The sequence below is a fragment of the Arthrobacter sp. P4_H3 genome, assembly GCF_056400885.1.
This window is the reverse complement of the sequence record NZ_JBFUKK010000001.1, coordinates 1-16,741: the sequence shown is the minus strand read 5'-3', so window position 1 is coordinate 16,741 and position 16,741 is coordinate 1. Positions and strand designations below refer to the sequence as shown.

15 protein-coding genes and 2 pseudogenes are annotated in these 16,741 nt (G+C 64.8%); 8 read left to right on the top strand and 9 right to left on the bottom strand.

The genetic code is table 11. The annotated features are described in order from the left end of the window. Positions 1-246 precede the first annotated feature (246 nt). From benA to AC1DRE_RS00060, 6 genes are all read left to right on the top strand, one after another. Complete coding sequence (benA, locus tag AC1DRE_RS00085; RefSeq protein WP_476982793.1) at positions 247-1,614, top strand: benzoate 1,2-dioxygenase large subunit; 1,368 nt, start codon at positions 247-249, stop codon at positions 1,612-1,614. A 26-nt stretch (positions 1,615-1,640) separates the two neighbouring features. Continuing rightward, positions 1,641-2,192 (top strand): benzoate 1,2-dioxygenase small subunit, encoded by a 552-nt coding sequence (gene benB, locus AC1DRE_RS00080; protein WP_476982792.1) that lies wholly within the window; start codon positions 1,641-1,643, stop codon positions 2,190-2,192. A 28-nt stretch (positions 2,193-2,220) separates the two neighbouring features. Further along, positions 2,221-3,273 (top strand): benzoate 1,2-dioxygenase electron transfer component BenC, encoded by a 1,053-nt coding sequence (gene benC, locus AC1DRE_RS00075; protein ID WP_476982791.1) that lies wholly within the window; start codon positions 2,221-2,223, stop codon positions 3,271-3,273. After that, positions 3,270-4,118, top strand: coding sequence for a 1,6-dihydroxycyclohexa-2,4-diene-1-carboxylate dehydrogenase (locus tag AC1DRE_RS00070; protein ID WP_476982790.1), 849 nt, complete (start codon positions 3,270-3,272; stop codon positions 4,116-4,118). The genes benC and AC1DRE_RS00070 overlap by 4 nt, the downstream gene beginning before the upstream one ends. 77 nt (positions 4,119-4,195) lie before the next feature. Next, entirely contained in the window at positions 4,196-5,602 is a 1,407-nt protein-coding gene (locus AC1DRE_RS00065) for an MFS transporter (RefSeq protein ID WP_476982789.1), read from the top strand. A 17-nt stretch (positions 5,603-5,619) separates the two neighbouring features. Next, complete coding sequence (locus AC1DRE_RS00060) at positions 5,620-8,400, top strand: helix-turn-helix transcriptional regulator (protein ID WP_476982788.1); 2,781 nt, start codon at positions 5,620-5,622, stop codon at positions 8,398-8,400. A 237-nt stretch (positions 8,401-8,637) separates the two neighbouring features. Here the strand turns inward: AC1DRE_RS00060 and AC1DRE_RS00055 are convergent, their stop codons facing one another. Next, positions 8,638-9,894: an RNA polymerase sigma factor gene (locus tag AC1DRE_RS00055; RefSeq protein ID WP_476982787.1), complete on the bottom strand. Its 1,257-nt coding sequence runs from the start codon at positions 9,892-9,894 to the stop codon at positions 8,638-8,640. Between the two features lie 22 nt (positions 9,895-9,916). Then, a pseudogene (locus AC1DRE_RS00050) lies at positions 9,917-10,240 on the bottom strand (YciI family protein); the annotation flags it as partial. 112 nt (positions 10,241-10,352) lie between these two features. Here AC1DRE_RS00050 and AC1DRE_RS00045 point away from each other — a divergent pair. After that, the gene (locus AC1DRE_RS00045) at positions 10,353-10,709 is read left to right on the top strand and encodes a PEP-utilizing enzyme (RefSeq protein ID WP_476982786.1); all 357 of its coding nucleotides are present in this window, start codon (positions 10,353-10,355) and stop codon (positions 10,707-10,709) included. Next, positions 10,709-11,311 (top strand): hypothetical protein, encoded by a 603-nt coding sequence (locus AC1DRE_RS00040; RefSeq protein ID WP_476982785.1) that lies wholly within the window; start codon positions 10,709-10,711, stop codon positions 11,309-11,311. The genes AC1DRE_RS00045 and AC1DRE_RS00040 overlap by 1 nt, the downstream gene beginning before the upstream one ends. A 31-nt stretch (positions 11,312-11,342) precedes the next feature. On the opposite strand, the gene AC1DRE_RS00035 is transcribed toward AC1DRE_RS00040, so the two are convergent. From AC1DRE_RS00035 to AC1DRE_RS00005, 7 genes and pseudogenes are all read right to left on the bottom strand, one after another. Beyond that, positions 11,343-11,558, bottom strand: a complete 216-nt coding sequence (locus AC1DRE_RS00035) for a death domain-containing protein (RefSeq protein ID WP_104174334.1) — start codon at positions 11,556-11,558, stop codon at positions 11,343-11,345. 113 nt (positions 11,559-11,671) lie between these two features. After that, positions 11,672-12,310 (bottom strand): hypothetical protein, encoded by a 639-nt coding sequence (locus tag AC1DRE_RS00030; RefSeq protein ID WP_476982784.1) that lies wholly within the window; start codon positions 12,308-12,310, stop codon positions 11,672-11,674. Positions 12,311-12,621: 311 nt separating this feature from the next. Further along, entirely contained in the window at positions 12,622-13,281 is a 660-nt protein-coding gene (locus tag AC1DRE_RS00025; RefSeq protein ID WP_476982783.1) for an SAM-dependent methyltransferase, read from the bottom strand. 101 nt (positions 13,282-13,382) lie between these two features. Then, on the bottom strand, positions 13,383-14,138 hold the full coding sequence (locus AC1DRE_RS00020) for a lytic transglycosylase domain-containing protein (protein ID WP_476982782.1): 756 nt from the start codon (positions 14,136-14,138) through the stop codon (positions 13,383-13,385). Positions 14,139-14,187: 49 nt separating this feature from the next. Beyond that, entirely contained in the window at positions 14,188-15,642 is a 1,455-nt protein-coding gene (cycA, locus tag AC1DRE_RS00015) for a D-serine/D-alanine/glycine transporter (RefSeq protein ID WP_476982781.1), read from the bottom strand. Further along, complete coding sequence (locus tag AC1DRE_RS00010; protein ID WP_476982780.1) at positions 15,632-16,465, bottom strand: methylenetetrahydrofolate reductase; 834 nt, start codon at positions 16,463-16,465, stop codon at positions 15,632-15,634. The genes cycA and AC1DRE_RS00010 overlap by 11 nt, the downstream gene beginning before the upstream one ends. An 18-nt stretch (positions 16,466-16,483) precedes the next feature. Continuing rightward, positions 16,484-16,741: pseudogene (locus AC1DRE_RS00005) on the bottom strand (lipoyl synthase); the annotation flags it as partial.

The window sequence follows — 16,741 nt, the reverse complement described above, 5'->3', positions numbered from 1 at the left end:
CGGTGGTTGTCCCTTCAACAGCGTAGGCCGGAATTTGGTATTCCACAAAGACCTAAATAGTCGTCATTCAGACTCAAAGCATCTGAATAGGTACCTAGGCCGTACTAGGCAAAGCCCCAGTGTGACGTGGCCCACGGGCTGGCAGGGTGGAGTGCATTCATCGACCGGCCGAACGATCGGCAGGTCCGCACGGGCAACGCAGCCCGATATACGGGCAACGCCGCCCGGACACTGATAGGAGCCAATATGACAGAGACGCTGGCGGGCATCCGGGCCCACCTGGACCAGGCCCTGATCGAGGACCACGAGAACGGCGTGTATCGCGCCAAGCGCAGCATCTTCACGGATGAGGAGCTTTTCGACCTGGAAATGAAGCACATTTTCGAAGGCAACTGGGTGTACCTGGCGCACGACAGCCAGATCCCCAACGTCGGCGACTACTTCACCACGTACATCGGCCGCCAGCCGATCATCATCTCCCGGGACAAGCAGGGCGGACTGAACGCACTGATCAACGCGTGCAGCCACCGCGGGGCAATGCTGTGCCGGCGCAAGACTGACAACCGCACCACATTCACCTGTCCTTTCCATGGCTGGACCTTCAACAACACCGGCAAGCTGCTCAAGGTCAAGGATCCCCGCGAGGCCGGCTACCCGGAACAGTTCAACAAGGAGGGGTCCCACGACCTCACCAAGGTTGCACGGTTCGAGAGCTACCGTGGTTTCCTGTTCGGCAGCATCAACCCGGACGTGAAGCCGTTGGAAGAACACCTTGGCGAATCCACCAAGATCATCGACATGATCGTGGACCAGTCCCCCGACGGCCTGGAAGTACTCCGCGGCGCCTCCAGCTATACCTACGACGGCAACTGGAAGCTCCAGGCTGAGAACGGCGCCGACGGCTACCACGTCTCCGCGACGCATTGGAACTATGCCGCCACCACAGCCCGCCGCACTACCGGCGAGTCAGCCAACGAAACCAAGAACATGGATGCCGGGGGCTGGGCCAAGCAAAAGGGCGGCTATTATTCCTTCGACCACGGCCACCTGCTGCTCTGGACCGAATGGCTGGATCCCAGCAACCGGCCGCTGTTCGACCGGCGAGACGAACTCGTGGAAAAGTACGGCCAGGCAAAGGCGGACTGGATGATCAACATCTCCCGCAACCTCTGCCTCTACCCCAACGTCTACCTGATGGACCAGTTCGGTTCGCAGATCCGGCACTTCCGTCCCATCTCCGTCGACAAGACAGAGGTGACCATTTACTGCATTGCGCCGAAGGGGGAAAGTGCCGAGGCCCGGGCCAACCGCATCCGCCAGTATGAGGACTTCTTTAACGCTTCCGGCATGGCCACGCCTGACGACCTGGAGGAGTTCCGCTCCTGCCAGAAGACCTACCTTGCCACGGCAGCACCCTGGAACGACCTCAGCCGCGGCGTCACCCATCAGATCACGGGCCCGGACGCCAATGCGGACAAGGTCGGACTCAAACCGATTTCCAGCGGTGCCCGGACGGAAGACGAGGGCCTGTATCCCATCCAGCACGGCTATTGGGTGGAGACGATGCGCAAGGCGGCCGCCGCCGAAGAAGCAGCACTCGCCGCCCAGAACTAGGCCCTACCGGACCCGAGGAGAACCCCATGACACAGACCATCGACGCCACCGGCCAGACCGCCGTATCTACGCCCGCCGTTACAAACAGACCCGCCACCCTTGAAGAAATACATTCCTTTCTCTACAGGGAAGCGCGGTTCCTGGACGACCGCGAATTTGACCGCTGGCTGGACTGCTACCACCCGGAAGCCGAATTCTGGATGCCTGCCTGGGCCGACGACGACCAGCTCACCAGCGATCCCCAGAGTGAAATTTCGCTGATCTACTACGCCAACCGGGGCGGACTCGAAGACCGCGTCTTCCGCATCAAGACGGACCGCTCCAGCGCCACCAGCCTGCCCGAACCGCGGACCGGCCACAACATCACCAACGTGGAGATCATCGGGTGGCGCGGCAGCGAAGTAGACGTCCGTTTCAACTGGCACACGCTCTACTACCGCTACCAGAACATCGATCCGTACTTCGGAACCTCCTTCTACACCATTGACTTCTCCGGTACACAGCCTGTCATCACGAAGAAGAAGGTCGTCCTGAAGAACGACTACATCCACCACGTCGTGGACATCTACCACATCTAACTTCCGAACGACTGGAATCGAGACCCCCATGAGTTACCAGATTGCCCTCAGCTTCGAAGACGGAGTCACCCGCTTTGTCACCGCCAACCCCAACGAAACGGTGGCTGACGCCGCCTACAAATCACGGATCAATATTCCGTTCGACTGCCGTGACGGTGCCTGCGGCACGTGCAAGGCCTTCTGCGAATCAGGAAAGTACGACGGCGGCGACTACATCGATGAAGCCCTCACCGAGGACGAAGCCGAGAAGGGCTTCTGCCTCCCCTGCCAGATGGTCCCGGAGACCGACCTCGTCCTGCAGATAGCCGGCACATCCGAGATGGCCAAGGTGGGCGCAACCACTTTCGAGGCTACTGTCAAGGAGCTGACCTGGTTCGCGGACAACACCGCCGCCTTTACCCTGGCGCTGGAGAACCGCGGGGACCTGAAGTTCCTGCCCGGGCAGTACATGAACTTCGCGGTGCCCGGCACCGAGGCCGTGAGGTCGTACTCGTTCAGCAGCGGCCCATCGGCGGACGAGCTGCGCTTCCTCATCCGCACCGCCCCCGACGGGGCCATGACCACCTACCTCAAGGAGCGGGCCGCCGTCGGCGATGCACTGCCCCTGACCGGCCCCATGGGGAGTTTCTTTCTCCGGGACATCAAGCGTCCAGTCCTGATGCTGGCCGGCGGCACCGGCATCGCACCGCTGCTGTCCATGCTGGAAAAGATCGCCACGGGACTTGAAGAAGCGCCGGCCCACCCCGTCCACCTGGCCTACGGCGTCACCTTCGACAAGGACCTCGTGGAGCTCGACAAACTCCAGCATTACGCAGAAGCCATCGACAACTTCACCTTTGACTACTGCGTGGCAGACCCCGAAAGCGCAGCCCCGAACAAGGGCTATGTGACCCAGTACATCACCGCCGCCCAGTTGAACGACGGCGACGTCGACGTGTACCTGTGCGGCCCGCCGGCGATGGTGGATGCCGTCCGCAAGTACTGGGACACCCAGGGCATCACCCCCGCCAACTTCTACTACGAACGCTTTGCCGTCGGCAGCACCGCGACGGCACCGGCACTGGCAGGGGCGTCCGCTTGAACCCGGTCAGCCCCGGAGCCGGCGGTCTGCAAACCGGCAGGGCCCGGACCATCAGCCCGGGCCGCTTCGCCGGGAAAGTCGTCGTGGTCACGGGCGCCGCCCAGGGCATCGGCCACGCCGTGGCATCCCGGGTTGCCGCGGAGGGCGCCCACACCGTCCTCGTGGACCGCGCCGCACTCGTCCGGGACGCGGCCACTGCCCTGGCCGCCGAACATCAGGCCGACGGCGGGACCGCCGTCGGCCTTACCGCCGACCTGGAAAGCTACGAAGGTGCGAACGGCGCCATCACCGAGGCACTGCAGCTTCACGGCCGCATCGACGTCCTGATCAACAACGTGGGGGGCACCATCTGGGCCAAACCGTTCGAGCACTACACGCCCGACGAGATCACCAAGGAAATCCAGCGGTCGCTCTTCCCCACTCTTTGGACCTGCCGGGCCGTCCTTCCGCACATGATCGGGCAGCAATCCGGCGTCATCGTCAACGTCGCCTCCGTTGCAACACGCGGGGTCAACCGGGTTCCCTACGCTGCCGCTAAGGGCGGCGTGAAGGCCATCACCGGAGCCCTCGCCCTGGAAGCCGCCCCGTACGGGATCCGCGTGGTGGCTACAGCGCCCGGCGGCACGGAAGCACCGCCGCGCCAGGTGGCACGTGGCCCCCGGCCAGAGGGAGAAACGGAGAAGGCCTGGTACCAGCAGATCGTCGACCAGACCATCGGATCGTCCCTCATGAAACGGTACGGAACACTCGACGAGCAGGCCGGCCCGATCGCCTTCCTGGCCTCCGACGAAGCCTCCTATATCACCGGCAGCGTGCTCGCCGTCGCCGGCGGCGACCTCGGCTAAGCCGCCAGCCACGCTGGCACAACCACCTGCAGTACCAACCGGCCGCAACGTCGCGGCCCAGGCCAATGGAGCCCTCCATGAACGCTCTGAACGCATCAACCACGGCCGTGTCAGCTGACGCGACCCGCACCAAAACAGTCCGGTGGGTGATGGCCATCGCGGCCGCAGCGTTGCTCTTTGACGGTTACGACCTGGTTGTCTACGGAACCGTCGTCTCGACGCTGCTGCGCGACCCCGGCCAGCTCGGTCCGGTGGATGCTGCCCAAGCCGGAGCCTTGGGGAGCTACGCGCTCATGGGGGTCATGGTGGGCGCACTGGCCGCCGGCGCCGTGGGTGACTTCCTGGGCCGCAGGAAACTCATGCTCATCAATATCGTCTGGTTCTCCCTCGGCATGGCGTTCACGTCGCTGGCCACCGCCGTCCCGGTGTTCGGCGTGTTTCGTTTCCTCACCGGGATCGGCGTGGGCGCACTCGTTGCCACGGCGGGAGCCGTCGTCGCGGAGTTTGCGCCAGCCGGCAAAAGAAACTTCTACAACGCGATTGTCTACTCCGGCGTGCCCGCAGGCGGGTTACTCGCTTCCCTGCTGGCCATTGTGCTGAACGGCATCGTTGACTGGCGCGGACTGTTCCTGATCGGTGCGTTGCCGCTCGTCATCCTGTTTCCGCTGGCACTCGTGAAGCTGCCGGAGTCACCCCGCTGGCTGCTGGCGCGCGGCCGCACAGAACAGGCGCTTACTCTCTCCGCAAAGACCGGCATTCCGCTCCACGACGGAACGTCCGGCGGCGGCCCGTCCGCCGGGCGGTCCCGCCTTACCGTGGAGCCACCGGATGCGGTGCGCAAGGACGGACGCCCCCTCGCAGGATTCGCTGCTCTTGCCTCCGGGAACTATCGGAAGCCCACCATCCTTCTGGGATGCATGAGTTTCTGTGGCCTGCTGCTCACGTATGGCCTGAACACGTGGCTCCCGGAAATCATGGGACAGCATGGCTACGGCAAGACTTACTCGCTGAGCTTCCTGCTGGCCCTCAACGCCGGCGCCGTGATCGGCGGCCTTCTGGCATCGCGAACCGCAGACAGGTTTGGGCCCAAAGCCGTCGTGTCCACCACCTTCGTCATCGCCGCGGTGTCCCTGGTGCTGCTCACGCTGGGCTTCCCCCTGCCCGTGCTGCTGATTGCGGTGGCCTTCGCCGGCGTGGGCAGCCTCGGCACGCAGGTTCTTGTCTACGGCTTCGTATCCAACTACTACCCCACGCCGGCGCGGACAGCCGGCGTCGCATGGTGCGCGGGCTTTGGCCGCCTGGGCGGGATCGGGGGTCCGCTGGTCGGTGGGTTCCTGATCAGCGCCCAGTTGCCGAGCAACGCAGCGTTCTTCGTTTTCGCCGGCGTGGCCCTTGCCGGCGGCATGGTCACAATGTTCGTCCGCCAGCACCAACAGGCCGGCAACAACGTCCGGCACAATGATCAGGTCCGGCTCCCGGCGTAGTCGTACACTTGGAAACGATGCCCGCCAACGACGCTGACTTCTATGCCGGACGCACCGCCGAGCTACAGCAACTGCAGGACCTGCTCCATTCTGTGCGCTCCGGAGCCCCGGGAGTCGCCGTCATCCGCGGTGACCAGGGCCTGGGCAAGACCTCCCTTGTGGAACACTTCCTCCGGCTGGATGCCAGGGCGGGTAACGGGTCAACAGTCCTCCGGGCTGCAGGAGCCCGCTGGGAACGCGACAGTGACTTCGGGCTCATCCGGCAGCTCCTTCTCGGGCCCCGCCTGTTGCCGAAAGCTGGAATCCCGGAGCGGCCCGGCGGGTTCGGAGACGCCCTACTTGCTGGAATATCACGTCTGGCCGGCGAGACCACCCATGCACTGATTCTCTGGATCGACGACCTCCAGTGGGCAGACCGGGCATCGCTGCGGGCCCTGCTGCATTTCCTGCGCAGGGTGCAGCCGATCGCGTTGCTGACCATATTCTCAACGGACCCAACCTTGAGCGAACTGGATGATGCCGCCGCCGGACTTCTGAGCTTTCCCGCGGCTCAGACCATAAAGCTGGGGCCGCTGACTCCGGGCGACGTGCAGCGCATTGCCCGGCAGATTCATGGCACCGGCGGATCCGAACTATCCGTGGCTGCCGCCAGGAGCCTCATCGAGCACACCGGCGGCCGGCCGGGGCTGGTCCGGCCACTCCTGGAACAGTTCCCTCCGTCCGCCTGGTCAACCGGACGGAAGGTCTTGCCGGTCCCCGCCGAACTGGCGGCGTCCGTCAGTATGAAACTGGCCGCTCTGCCGCCGGCAGCCCTCCGGCTTGCCGAGGCGGCGGCCGTACTCGGCTTCTGCTCCCCGCTTTCCCAGGCAGCAGACCTGGCGTCAGTTCCGGATGTCCTCCCTGCCATCGACGCGCTTGGGGCAGCGGGTCTGCTTGAACTATCCACCGACGCTGCAGAGACCACGCTTCAGTTCCCGCTACCCGTGGTGTGGGCTGCGGCCTATCAGAACCTGACGGCCGGACGCAGAGCCGCGCTGCATTCCTCGGCCGCCCGCCTGACTCCCCTACCCCACGAACAGCTGCGGCACCGGGCTGCGGCGGCCTTGCTGCCTGACGCGTCACTGGCGACGGAACTGGAGGTGGCGGCCGCCTCTTTCGCAGCAACCGGCGCCTGGGGATCCGCCGCCGAAGCGTACTCCCAGGCTTCCCGGCTCAACCCTGTACGGGAGGAACGGCAATCCCTTCTCGTGAGGGCCGTGGACGCCATGGTGGGCGCCGGACAGCTGCCACGCGCCTCGGCGGCGGTGGAAGGCCTGGCACCGGGCCCGCAGGGCGATGCGGTGCGCGCGTATCTTGCGATTCTCTTTGGCCGCTCTGCCGAGGCAGATGCATTACTCGAAAAGGCGTGGAAATCCGTGGACACCGCCACAGATCCGGGGACTGCAGCTCAAATATGCCAGCGACAGGTGCTTCACTCCCTGGCCCGGTTCGATGGACGGGAGCTGGTGACCTGGGCCGTCCGGGCCAAAAGCATTGCGCCCGTAGAAAGCCCGGCGGCGATCGAGGCCCGCGCCATTGAAGGACTCGGGCTCGGGGCCATGGGCCGGTTCCGCGAGGCGGAGGAGAGCTACCGCGTAGTTGAACGGCTCACCGAGAACAGCGCGCAGCAACAGCGGATCAACATGGGCAAAGGCTGGCTTCACCTGGCCATGGACCGGCCCGAAGAGGCCCGGAGCGAGCTCGCCAGCGCCGTGCCCACGGAATTCCGCCGGGGCTCCCACCGCATATCCCTGTGGGCACAGGGCTGGCTCGCGAGGACTGATCTTGCGCTGGGTGCCTGGGACAGTGCGCTGCGAACCGTCGAGAATGCCGTGAGCGTCCAGGAGGAGTCCGGCATCGAGCTCCTCAGGCCGCTGCTGCATTGGAGCGGCGCACAGATCCATGCCCTCCGCGGTAACTGGGACTCGGCCGCCCATCACTTGGAGCGGGCCGCCGTCGCGACCGATAGCTACCCGATAATGCTCCTGCCCTACAGCATCGCCCAAGCGCAGGTGGCCGAGGTCAGGGCTGACTACGACGGCGTCGTCCGGGCTCTGACACCTGTCGTCCGGATGCGACGCAGCAGCGGAATCGATGAACCGGGTTTCTGGCCCTGGCAGGACCACTACGCCAATGCCTTGGTCATGGTGGGACGGGTGGAGGAAGCCGGACAATTCCTTCGCCCTCTTGAGCTTCTTGCCGAGAAGCGCCAACACAGGTCAACACAGGCACGGCTGGCTTACGTTCGCGGCAGGATCCACGCGGCCACGGGCGACCTCGATGCTGCCCGCCTCAGCTTCCACGACGGCCTGGCGAAAATTCAAACACTGCCGATGCCCTACGCGCGGGCCCGGATCCTCTTCGCCTACGGCCAGTCCTTTCGGCGCGCCGGAAAGCGGCGGGAAGCGGCCGACGTGCTGATCCAAGCGCGCGAACTCTTCTCCGTACTTGGTGCCGTGGCGTACGCAGATCGATGTTCGCGTGAACTGCGCGCCAGTGGAGTCAGCACGGAGGAGCACTGGCGGGAAAGCACACCGGCCCTGACAGCTCCAGGCGCACCAAAACTCCTCGACGAGCTGACCGATCAGGAAATCGCCGTGGCAAGGCTGGTCGCCTCCGGCCTAAGCAACAAGGCTGCTGCAGCTGAGCTCTACGTTTCCGTCAAGACTGTGCAGTATCACCTGACGCGCATTTACCGAAAAGCCCACGTCAGTTCGCGTTCCGAACTGGCCGCCTTGTACACGGAAGGACAGCGTTAGGACCCCGCGGGCTTCATTTCCGCTCCGCCGCAGGAAGAACGGTGCTTCCTCGAGAGCAGCGACAAAGCCATTCCGACATCTGGTACGAAGCCGGGAACGTGCGGGCCACCTGGATCATTGGTATTGCTCCGGGGAGCCATGCGCCCAACACGGCCAGCGCACTGACGCAGGTTGTTGCCTGCCGTTTCAGGCCCGCACGGACGGGATGACAGGTTTGTCCGCCTCCCTACGAAGACCCTACGCCGGCTTCCGAAGCCCGTCGATCTTGCGTTCAAGTGCTGCCCGTTCGGCCGCATTCGTGCAAAGGCCGGCTGCCTCCTGTAGCGCCGATGTCGCCTCATCACGCCGGCCGAGCCTGCTTAGCATCTCGCCCCGCACGGCCGGCAACAGGTGCGAGCCGTTGAGTTCGCCGCTGGACGCGATCACGTCCACCAGTTCCAGCCCGGCTGCCGGACCCGAGGCCATGGCCACCGCAACCGCGCGGTTCAGTTCGACAATTGGCGACGGCGACAACCGGCCCAGCGCCTCGTAGAGGATGACGATACGCTGCCAGTCCGTTTCCGCAACCGACCGAGCCACCGCGTGGCATTCGGCGATGGAAGCCTGCAGCCCGTAGGCTCCCAGCCCGCGGCCGGCCGCTGCCGCCGTCGAAAGCGCAGCGCGGCCGCGCCGAATCGCGGACTGGTCCCACCGCCGTCGGTCCTGGTCCTCCAGAAGGACAGGCCGTCCGGCCGCATCGAGCCTTGCCGGGAAACGAGCTGCAGTGAATTCCATCAGGGCCAGCAGGCCAAAGACCTCAGGTTCGGGGGCCAGCCGCACCAGCACACGGGCAAGGCGGCGTGCTTCGCTGGCCAGGTCCGTTTGCATCCAGGAGTCGCCGCCGGACGCAAAGGAGCCTTCCGTGAAGATCAGGTAGACCACCTGGAGGACGGAGCCGAGCCTTTCCGGTCTCTCGTGCGGTTCAGGGACTGCGAAGGGAACGTGGGCGGCGGCCAGTGTCTTCTTGGCACGGGTGATGCGTGCCTGGATGGTGGGCACGGGGACCAGAAACGCCTTGGCGATCTGGTCGGTGCCCAGGCCGCCCACAACGCGCAGCGTCAGCGCGATCCGCGCTTCCTTGGAGAGCACCGGATGGCAGGAGACGAACATCAGGGCCAGCACGTCGTCGTCGATCGCGGCGGGATCGAACAGGGAATCCGCGCCCGGCGCCTCCTCGGCGAGGTCCGTGGCCAGGAGCGCGTACTTTTCGTCCCGGGCGGCGCGGCGCCGGAACGTATCGATGGCACGACGCCGGCCGGTGGTCAGCAGCCAACCCACCGGTTCGGCGGGGACGCCGTTCACCGACCAGGCGACCAGGGCTTCGGCTAACGCTTCCTGTGCGAGGTCCTCGGCCAGCGGGAAATCGCCCGTATAGCGGGCAAGGGCGCCGACGATGCGGGCGGACTCACTGCGCCACACCGCTTCGACGGCGGCCCTTGCCTCGTTGCTGCTCACTGGCGGATCTGAGCCGGCCGGTTCAGAGCTGGCCGGTCTGCTCGCGCCAGGCGCGTTCCTTCTGGATCCATTCGTTGTCCTGCGGGAACTCGTCAATCGAAGGTACCCGGCGGATTTCCGTCTTGGTTCCAGCCGTCATGGGTGCGCGTTTGGCCCACTCGATGGCTTCCTGCTTCGAGGCGACATCCAGGATGTAGTAGCCGCCGAACAGCTCCTTGGTTTCGCCGTAGGGCCCGTCGGTGACCACCGGGGTTTCGCCGGTGAAGTCCACCACGACGCCCTCTTTCGGATCGTCGAGGCCCTCGGCTGCGAGGAGGACTCCGGCTCGGATAAACACCGGCCCGAAAAACTTTTGCCTTACAGCAGCGTTGCCGGACGTCGAGGCTGGGTAGACTGCGGTGCGGGAGCGGGCGGCTCATCTGGAAGTTACATCTGGCACCCGAACGGGAAAGGAACGAATGGAAATCTCAAGCGACGTCCTCACTGGTACGGGGGTGAGCCCGGGTACTGCATGCGGCACCGCTCGGACCGTTCACAACATCGACGAGTTCTCCGCTGTGAGGCCCGGCGACGTCCTGGTCTGCCGCACCACTGATCCGGCCTGGACACCCCTCTTTGCGGTCGCCTGCGCGATCATCACGGAAACAGGGGGAACGCTGTCGCATGCGGCCATCGTTGCCCGCGAGTACGGCATCCCGGCCGTTCTGGGGGTCACCGACGCCCTGACCCGCATCACAACCGGAACAACCCTCGTAGTGGACGGAACTTATGGAACCGTCTGCGAGAAACCTATGACTACCGGAACAACTTCCTGATGAGCCCGCAGCAGCAATCCATGCAGCTCACGCTCCACGCAGTGCGGCTGCTTGGATTCGCCGGCACCGAACCGATCGCCGAGCGGTTCGGACAGGATCCGGCCGACGTCGAAGATTGCCTTATCGAGGCAGGTGCCAACGGGTGGGCACTTCGCTCCGCCTTCGGGGGAACCCGGGGGTGGTCCCTGACTATCGCCGGAAGGGCTGAAAACGAACGGCTGCTGGCGGCGGAGCTGAACGCGGCGGCCGGTCGTACAGCCGTCTCCGGCGTGCACTCGGACTTTGCGTCCTTGAACACTGATGTTGTAACGGCCTGCAGCAAGATCCAGCTGCAGCGGCTCACCGACGAGCATCGGCCGGAGGGGATTGACGAACAGACGCGCCAAACCTTGGCTCGGGCCCTGACGTCCCTGCGTGGCTTGGAAGCCCGCCTGACCCCGGTGCTGCCGCGGTTCAGCGGCTACGCCAACCGCCTCGAGCTGGCCCTCACAAATGCTGCGACAGAGCCTGCCTGGCTCACCGCCACAGACCGGGACTCCTTCCACCGCATCTGGTTCGAGCTCCACGAAGACCTCATCGCTACCCTTGGCATCCAAAGATGAACAGTCAGTAGCTGCTTGCTGAAGGAAAACGTTACTGCTTTCCGTATTTGCGGTGGACAGCCTGCTTGCTGACCCCGAGGCACAGCGCGATCGCTTCCCAGGACAGGCCTGCCTGCCGGGCCTTGCGGACCAACGAGGCTTCGGTGCGTCCGACTTCCTTCTGCAGCTCCGCCACGGCGTATAAGGCCTCAGCGGGACCTTTCCCGTCCATCGATGCCACCAGCGTTTTCATCCGCTCCACCTCCATGCGTCAACATTAGTTGACGAGTCCCGTGGCGTCAACATAAGTTGACGCCAGCCGCTGCAAGGCCATGGCGTCCTAGGGGCTGTAGGCGCTCCTGTGGGCCCGGGCATGCTGAGTTACGTCGCTCTGGTCAACCTCTTGTGAGCCCTGCTGCCGCTCGCCGTTCCGGCCAGGAACTCCAGATCCTCCAGAGCCGACGACATCCGCGTGGTCGTGGCGCGCAGCGACTCCGCTGTCTCGGTCTGGTGCTCCTCCAGCTCGCGGACGGCACTGGCCGGCATCCCGGCCGTTGCCGGAAGCGGCTGCGGTGCGGGGTGTGTGAGGTACTCGGCGAGCGACGCGAGGGCAGCCATCACCTTCACTTCCGCTTCACCCGCCGCGGCCCGGCCGGTCAACAGGGCCTTTCTTGCTTTCAGTACCCGCTGAATCAGCTCTGTCGTGTGTTGAAGGTTTTCGCCCTCAACGTCCCCCAGATAGACAAGCCTGTCCCCACACTCAGCACCCACCTCTTGAGCCCTCACGAGCCAGCGCCGATACCGGCCGCCCCGGATCCTGGCCGTCACCATCCCCGCCAACGCGAACGCCGGCATCAGCCCAAACAGGTATACATAGAACGCCCACTCAGGCAAGGTGTCCAGCCATCCCGGTGAAAGCTGTGCAGGCAAGAAATTGACAACGACCAGCAGGGCCGCCATGGCCACCGCCGTCTTCGTTCCCCAGTTCCATCCATTTTCATCGGTTACCTGCGTGGTCACCCCGGCTGCTTCAGCGGCGCTGAGGCCGGCGTTAAGCATCGGGGCCACGGACGTTTCCCTGACTGGCGCACCCGGGTTCAGCGCGGCGTAGACGATGACGGGAGGCAAGGCCTCCGCTGGATCCCTAGATGCCATTTGAGCCCTCACGAAGCCGGTGGTGCACGGACCGCCAGGGCACACTTCCACGGCCCCAAACGTGAACTGATGGCCCGAGTCTAGTGACACTGCGGGCCATTTGGCCCGCAATCCATGGTCTCAATTCCCGTGTCACGGCGCGCGGACGCTAGGTCGTGAACTTAATCAACGGAGCGTCAAATATTCGCCTCTGCAACGAGCCGGGTGGCCCGCACAACGACGTCCTGCAGGGAAAAGGGCCGCCCGCCGGGACCGAGGAGCTTACGGCTGTGCTCCCCGGCACTCTCTATGCTCCATGCACCCGGATCCAGGCACCCGGTGATGTCCGCGAGCGTGACGGTCGCCTCGGCGGGAGGGTGGTGTCCGTGCCCTGTGGAGGCGGGGTCGTGCAGGTGCCCGATGATCAACAGCGCTCCCCCTGGGGCCACCCATTCCGAGATGCGTTCGTAGAAGGCCAGTTGCGGCATCGCCGGGTGCGCGTAGTGGGTGGTCACGAGGTCGAACCGGCCGTCCGGTTCCCAGGAGGTGAGGTCCGCCTCGACCCAGGTCACCCTGTCGGACACAGACTCCCTTGCGGCGCGCTCGGTTGCCTGGGCGATAGCCGTTGCGGAAATGTCGGCACCGGTGACCTGCCAGCCGTGCGAGGCCAGCCATGTTGCTTCAGCCCCTGTCCCGCATCCGGCATCCAGCGCTGTGCCGGGTGCGAGTCCGCTCGTTTCACGGGTCAGATGGGGGTTGGCGGCGATCACTTTCGGATCTGCCGGCGGTGCGTCGTGGGCCTGTTTCCAATGCTGTTCCCAGTAGTCCTTGTCGAACGCCTCTGCTGTCCCGGCCATGTCGAGTTCCTTCCGTTTTGAAATGTATGCTTCACAGTCGATGGTGTCACGGGCCGCAGCGATGCTGAGTCCCCCGCCGTAGATCGAAAAGACCGGTGGAGTTAGCCGGTGGGGGCCGATTGTGCGTCGTACACGTTGGCCTGGTCTCGCACTTGGCGCAGGTAGGAATCGGACTGGTTGTAGGAGAGGACGGCGTCCGCCCACCCCCGGTCGGTGGTGAGGTCCCGGCCGCCGGCGCACAGGTATGCGGCGGCACTGAGTGCGGCATCGTCGATGTTCAGCGGGTCGGCTTCCCCATCTCCGTTCCCGTCGCGCCCTGCCTGCTGCCAGGTCGAGGGAATGAACTGCATTGGTCCGACCGCGTGGTCCCAGACAGCGTCGCCGTCAAATGCACCGGAGTCCGTGTCAGCGATGGCCGCGAAACTGTCGCCGTTGAGGCTGGGGCCGATAATTGTCCGGTTCGCCTGCCCGGCGGGCGTCAGGCTTCCGCCTCCGTGACTACCGTGGGCGGACTCGACGAAGCCGATAGCTGCCACAGTGTTCCAGCCGATCCGGCACGCCGGCGCGTCGGCGTTGGCCCGTTCGGCTGCTGCCGCGTAGGCCTGGAGCGCCCTGGCAGGTATCCCGGTCTGCGCCGCGGACTGCTCCAGCCACTGGGCGTCGACCGGGCCCTCCGTGATGTCCACGGCAGGGGTGCTGATAGTGGACAGCATCGAGAGCTTGGCACCTGATTGCGGCGGCGGAAACTGGCCCCAGGGCGCTGCCGCGCCGGACGGATGGAGCACCCAGTAGAGGAGCCCGGTGACGACGGCGATGGTGAAAACGCAGAATACTGCGAGGCGTTTCAGGCGGAGCATGACATGGCCTCATTTCTGGTCTGCGTGTCTCACCTCAATGCAATTTACATCACGATGCCGTTTCTGATTCCTCGCGATCCAGGTCCTGGCTGAGTTCGGCCTGAAACGTCGCATAGCGGGCCAGGTGTGCAGGGCGCCGGCGCAGCAAGAACCACGCGACGCCGAGCAGGAGGAACCACACCGGCGTCACCAGGAGCGCCAGCAGCGTATCCGGCTGCGTGGTCAGTGCCCACAGGACGAAGGCGAAGAAGGAGAAGACCACCCAAACCATGGGGATGCCGCCGGGCATCCGGTACTTCGAGGCATCATGCAGGTGCGGGCGGCGTCGGCGGAAGGCCAGATAGCTGGCCAGGATGATGGACCACACGAAAACGAAGCAGACGGCAGACACCGTGGTGACCATGTCGAAGGCCTTGCCGATGTCCTGTCCCGCATACATCAGCACCACGCCGGAGAGCAGCAGGACGCAGGACAGGAACAGGGCATTCTGCGGGACCTTGCGGCGGGACAGGCCGCTGAAGACCGATGGGGCGTCACCCTCCTGGGCCAGGCCGTACACCATGCGCGACGTGGAGTAGATCCCGGAGTTGGCCGAGGACATGGCCGAACTGAGCACCACCAGATTCACCACGGTGGCGGCAGCGCCCAGGCCGGCCAGCGAGAACATGGCAATGAACGGGCTGCGGCCTGCCTGGAACTGGGTCCAGGGGGTGACTGACATCAGGATGATGAGGGCTCCGACGTAGAACAGCAGTACGCGGATGGGGATGGAGTTGATGGCCTTGGGCAGGTTCTTCTCCGGATCCTTGGCTTCCGCAGCCGTCGTGCCCACCAGTTCAATGCCAACAAAGGCGAAGACCGCGATCTGGAAACCGGCCACAAACCCCATGAACTCGTTCGGGAAGAAGCCGCCATGGCTCCAGAGGTTAGTGAACGAGGCGGGGCCGGCGTCGGACTGGAATCCGCTGAAAATCATGAACAGGCCCACCACGATCAATGCCGCAATGGCGATGATCTTAATCAGTGCGAACCAGAACTCCGTCTCGCCGAACGCCTTCACCGTGGTGAGGTTAAGGAGCAGGAGGATGGCTATGGTGGCCAGTCCCGGGATCCACAGCGGTAGCGCTGGCCAGAGCTCCTTCGAGTAGCCGGCGATGGCGATGACGTCCGCAATTCCCGTGATCACCCAGCAGAACCAGTACGTCCAGCCGGTGAAGAACCCGGCCCAGGGACCCAGGAGATCTGCGGCGAAATCGCTGAAAGACTTGTAGTTCAGGTTGGACAGCAGGAGTTCGCCCATGGCCCGCATCACGAAGAACAGCATGAAGCCGATGATCATGTAGACGAAGATGACGGACGGGCCCGCCGCTGAAATGGTTTTGCCTGACCCCATGAAGAGGCCGGTGCCGATAGCGCCGCCGATGGCGATCAGCTGGATGTGCCGGTTGCTGAGCTGCCGCTCAAGGTGTGGCGTTTCCTGGGCGCTTAGGGTCTTAGTTGTCACGTGCTGCTCCTCGAATCAATGCTGTCTGGAGTGCTGTTGAGGTTGTCGCCTGATCCAGTCCGCCGGGAACTGACTCAAGGCTGTTGAAGCTGTAGAGATGAACGCCCGCGATGCTGCCTGGATGGCTTTCCAGCCCGGACACGAGGGATTGTGGCGAATAGCGGTCGCCGCTGAGGAGTTTGCGGGCCAACGGGCCCTTGCGGCTCAGGAATTTCAAGGAACTTCCGACGCCGATCTGCGAGGCAAGGGACACCAGCTTGGTCCGCGGGACGGACCCCGCTACCCCCGCCCAGACAGGCAGCCGGATGCCTTCCCGTCGCAGGAGCGCCGCGTAGTCATGGATCGCCGACGCGGAGAAGCACATCTGCGTGACGACGTGCGAAGCCAGGTGCTGTTTGGCGAGCACGGCGTCGAGCAGGTCCACGGGGCCAACCAAGGGGTGACCCTCCGGGTAGCCGGCGATCCCTGCCCGGATCGTGCCTCCGGAGTGCTGCGCGATGTCTTCCAGCACGGGAAGGGCGGAATCGTACGGGCCGGCCGGCTGTTTCCGGTCTCCGCCGATGACGAACACCTCGCCGATGCCGGCAACCGTGCAGTCGCGCAGGATGCCGGTGAGCTCGGCCCGGTCCTGCAGGCTCCGCGCCGCGAGGTGCGGGATGACGGAGTAGCCAAGCATGCTCAGCTGCACGGCGGCGCGCATGGTCCGCTCGATGCCGTGATGCGGCAGGCACGTGATGGTGAGGGTGGTGGTCAATGGCACTGCGGCCCGGATATTTTCGACGATGCCCTCGGAAGGGATGATCTCAAGTCGGGTGGGGAACATGTTTGATCCTCTTCAGTGTCAGGCGCCGGAGTGCGCTGCGATCAGGGAGCTGGCTTCCTGGCGGGTGGTGCCTGAGCTTTCGATGTGGGCGAGTTCTGCGGGGATTTCCCAGCCCTTTTTGCGCATTGCGGTGGCCCAGAGGCGTCCGGCGCGGTAGGAGGACCGGACGAGCGGGCCGGACATGACGCCGAGGAAGCCGATTTCCTCGGCCTCGGTGGCGAGGTCGACGAATTCCTGGGGCTTGACCCAGCGGTCCACCGGGAGGTGGCGTTCGGA

Excerpts from the sequence above, each read along its gene's own strand:
- benA (WP_476982793.1), top strand. The coding sequence starts at position 247 with ATGACAGAGACGCTGGCGGGCATCCGGGCCCACCTGGACCAGGCCCTG.
- benB (WP_476982792.1), top strand. The coding sequence starts at position 1,641 with ATGACACAGACCATCGACGCCACCGGCCAGACCGCCGTATCTACGCCC.
- benC (WP_476982791.1), top strand. The coding sequence starts at position 2,221 with ATGAGTTACCAGATTGCCCTCAGCTTCGAAGACGGAGTCACCCGCTTT.
- AC1DRE_RS00065 (WP_476982789.1), top strand. The coding sequence starts at position 4,196 with ATGAACGCTCTGAACGCATCAACCACGGCCGTGTCAGCTGACGCGACC.
- AC1DRE_RS00060 (WP_476982788.1), top strand. The coding sequence starts at position 5,620 with ATGCCCGCCAACGACGCTGACTTCTATGCCGGACGCACCGCCGAGCTA.
- AC1DRE_RS00045 (WP_476982786.1), top strand. The coding sequence starts at position 10,353 with ATGGAAATCTCAAGCGACGTCCTCACTGGTACGGGGGTGAGCCCGGGT.
- AC1DRE_RS00040 (WP_476982785.1), top strand. The coding sequence starts at position 10,709 with ATGAGCCCGCAGCAGCAATCCATGCAGCTCACGCTCCACGCAGTGCGG.
- AC1DRE_RS00035 (WP_104174334.1), bottom strand. The coding sequence starts at position 11,558 with ATGGAGGTGGAGCGGATGAAAACGCTGGTGGCATCGATGGACGGGAAA.
- AC1DRE_RS00025 (WP_476982783.1), bottom strand. The coding sequence starts at position 13,281 with ATGGCCGGGACAGCAGAGGCGTTCGACAAGGACTACTGGGAACAGCAT.
- AC1DRE_RS00020 (WP_476982782.1), bottom strand. The coding sequence starts at position 14,138 with ATGCTCCGCCTGAAACGCCTCGCAGTATTCTGCGTTTTCACCATCGCC.
- AC1DRE_RS00010 (WP_476982780.1), bottom strand. The coding sequence starts at position 16,465 with ATGTTCCCCACCCGACTTGAGATCATCCCTTCCGAGGGCATCGTCGAA.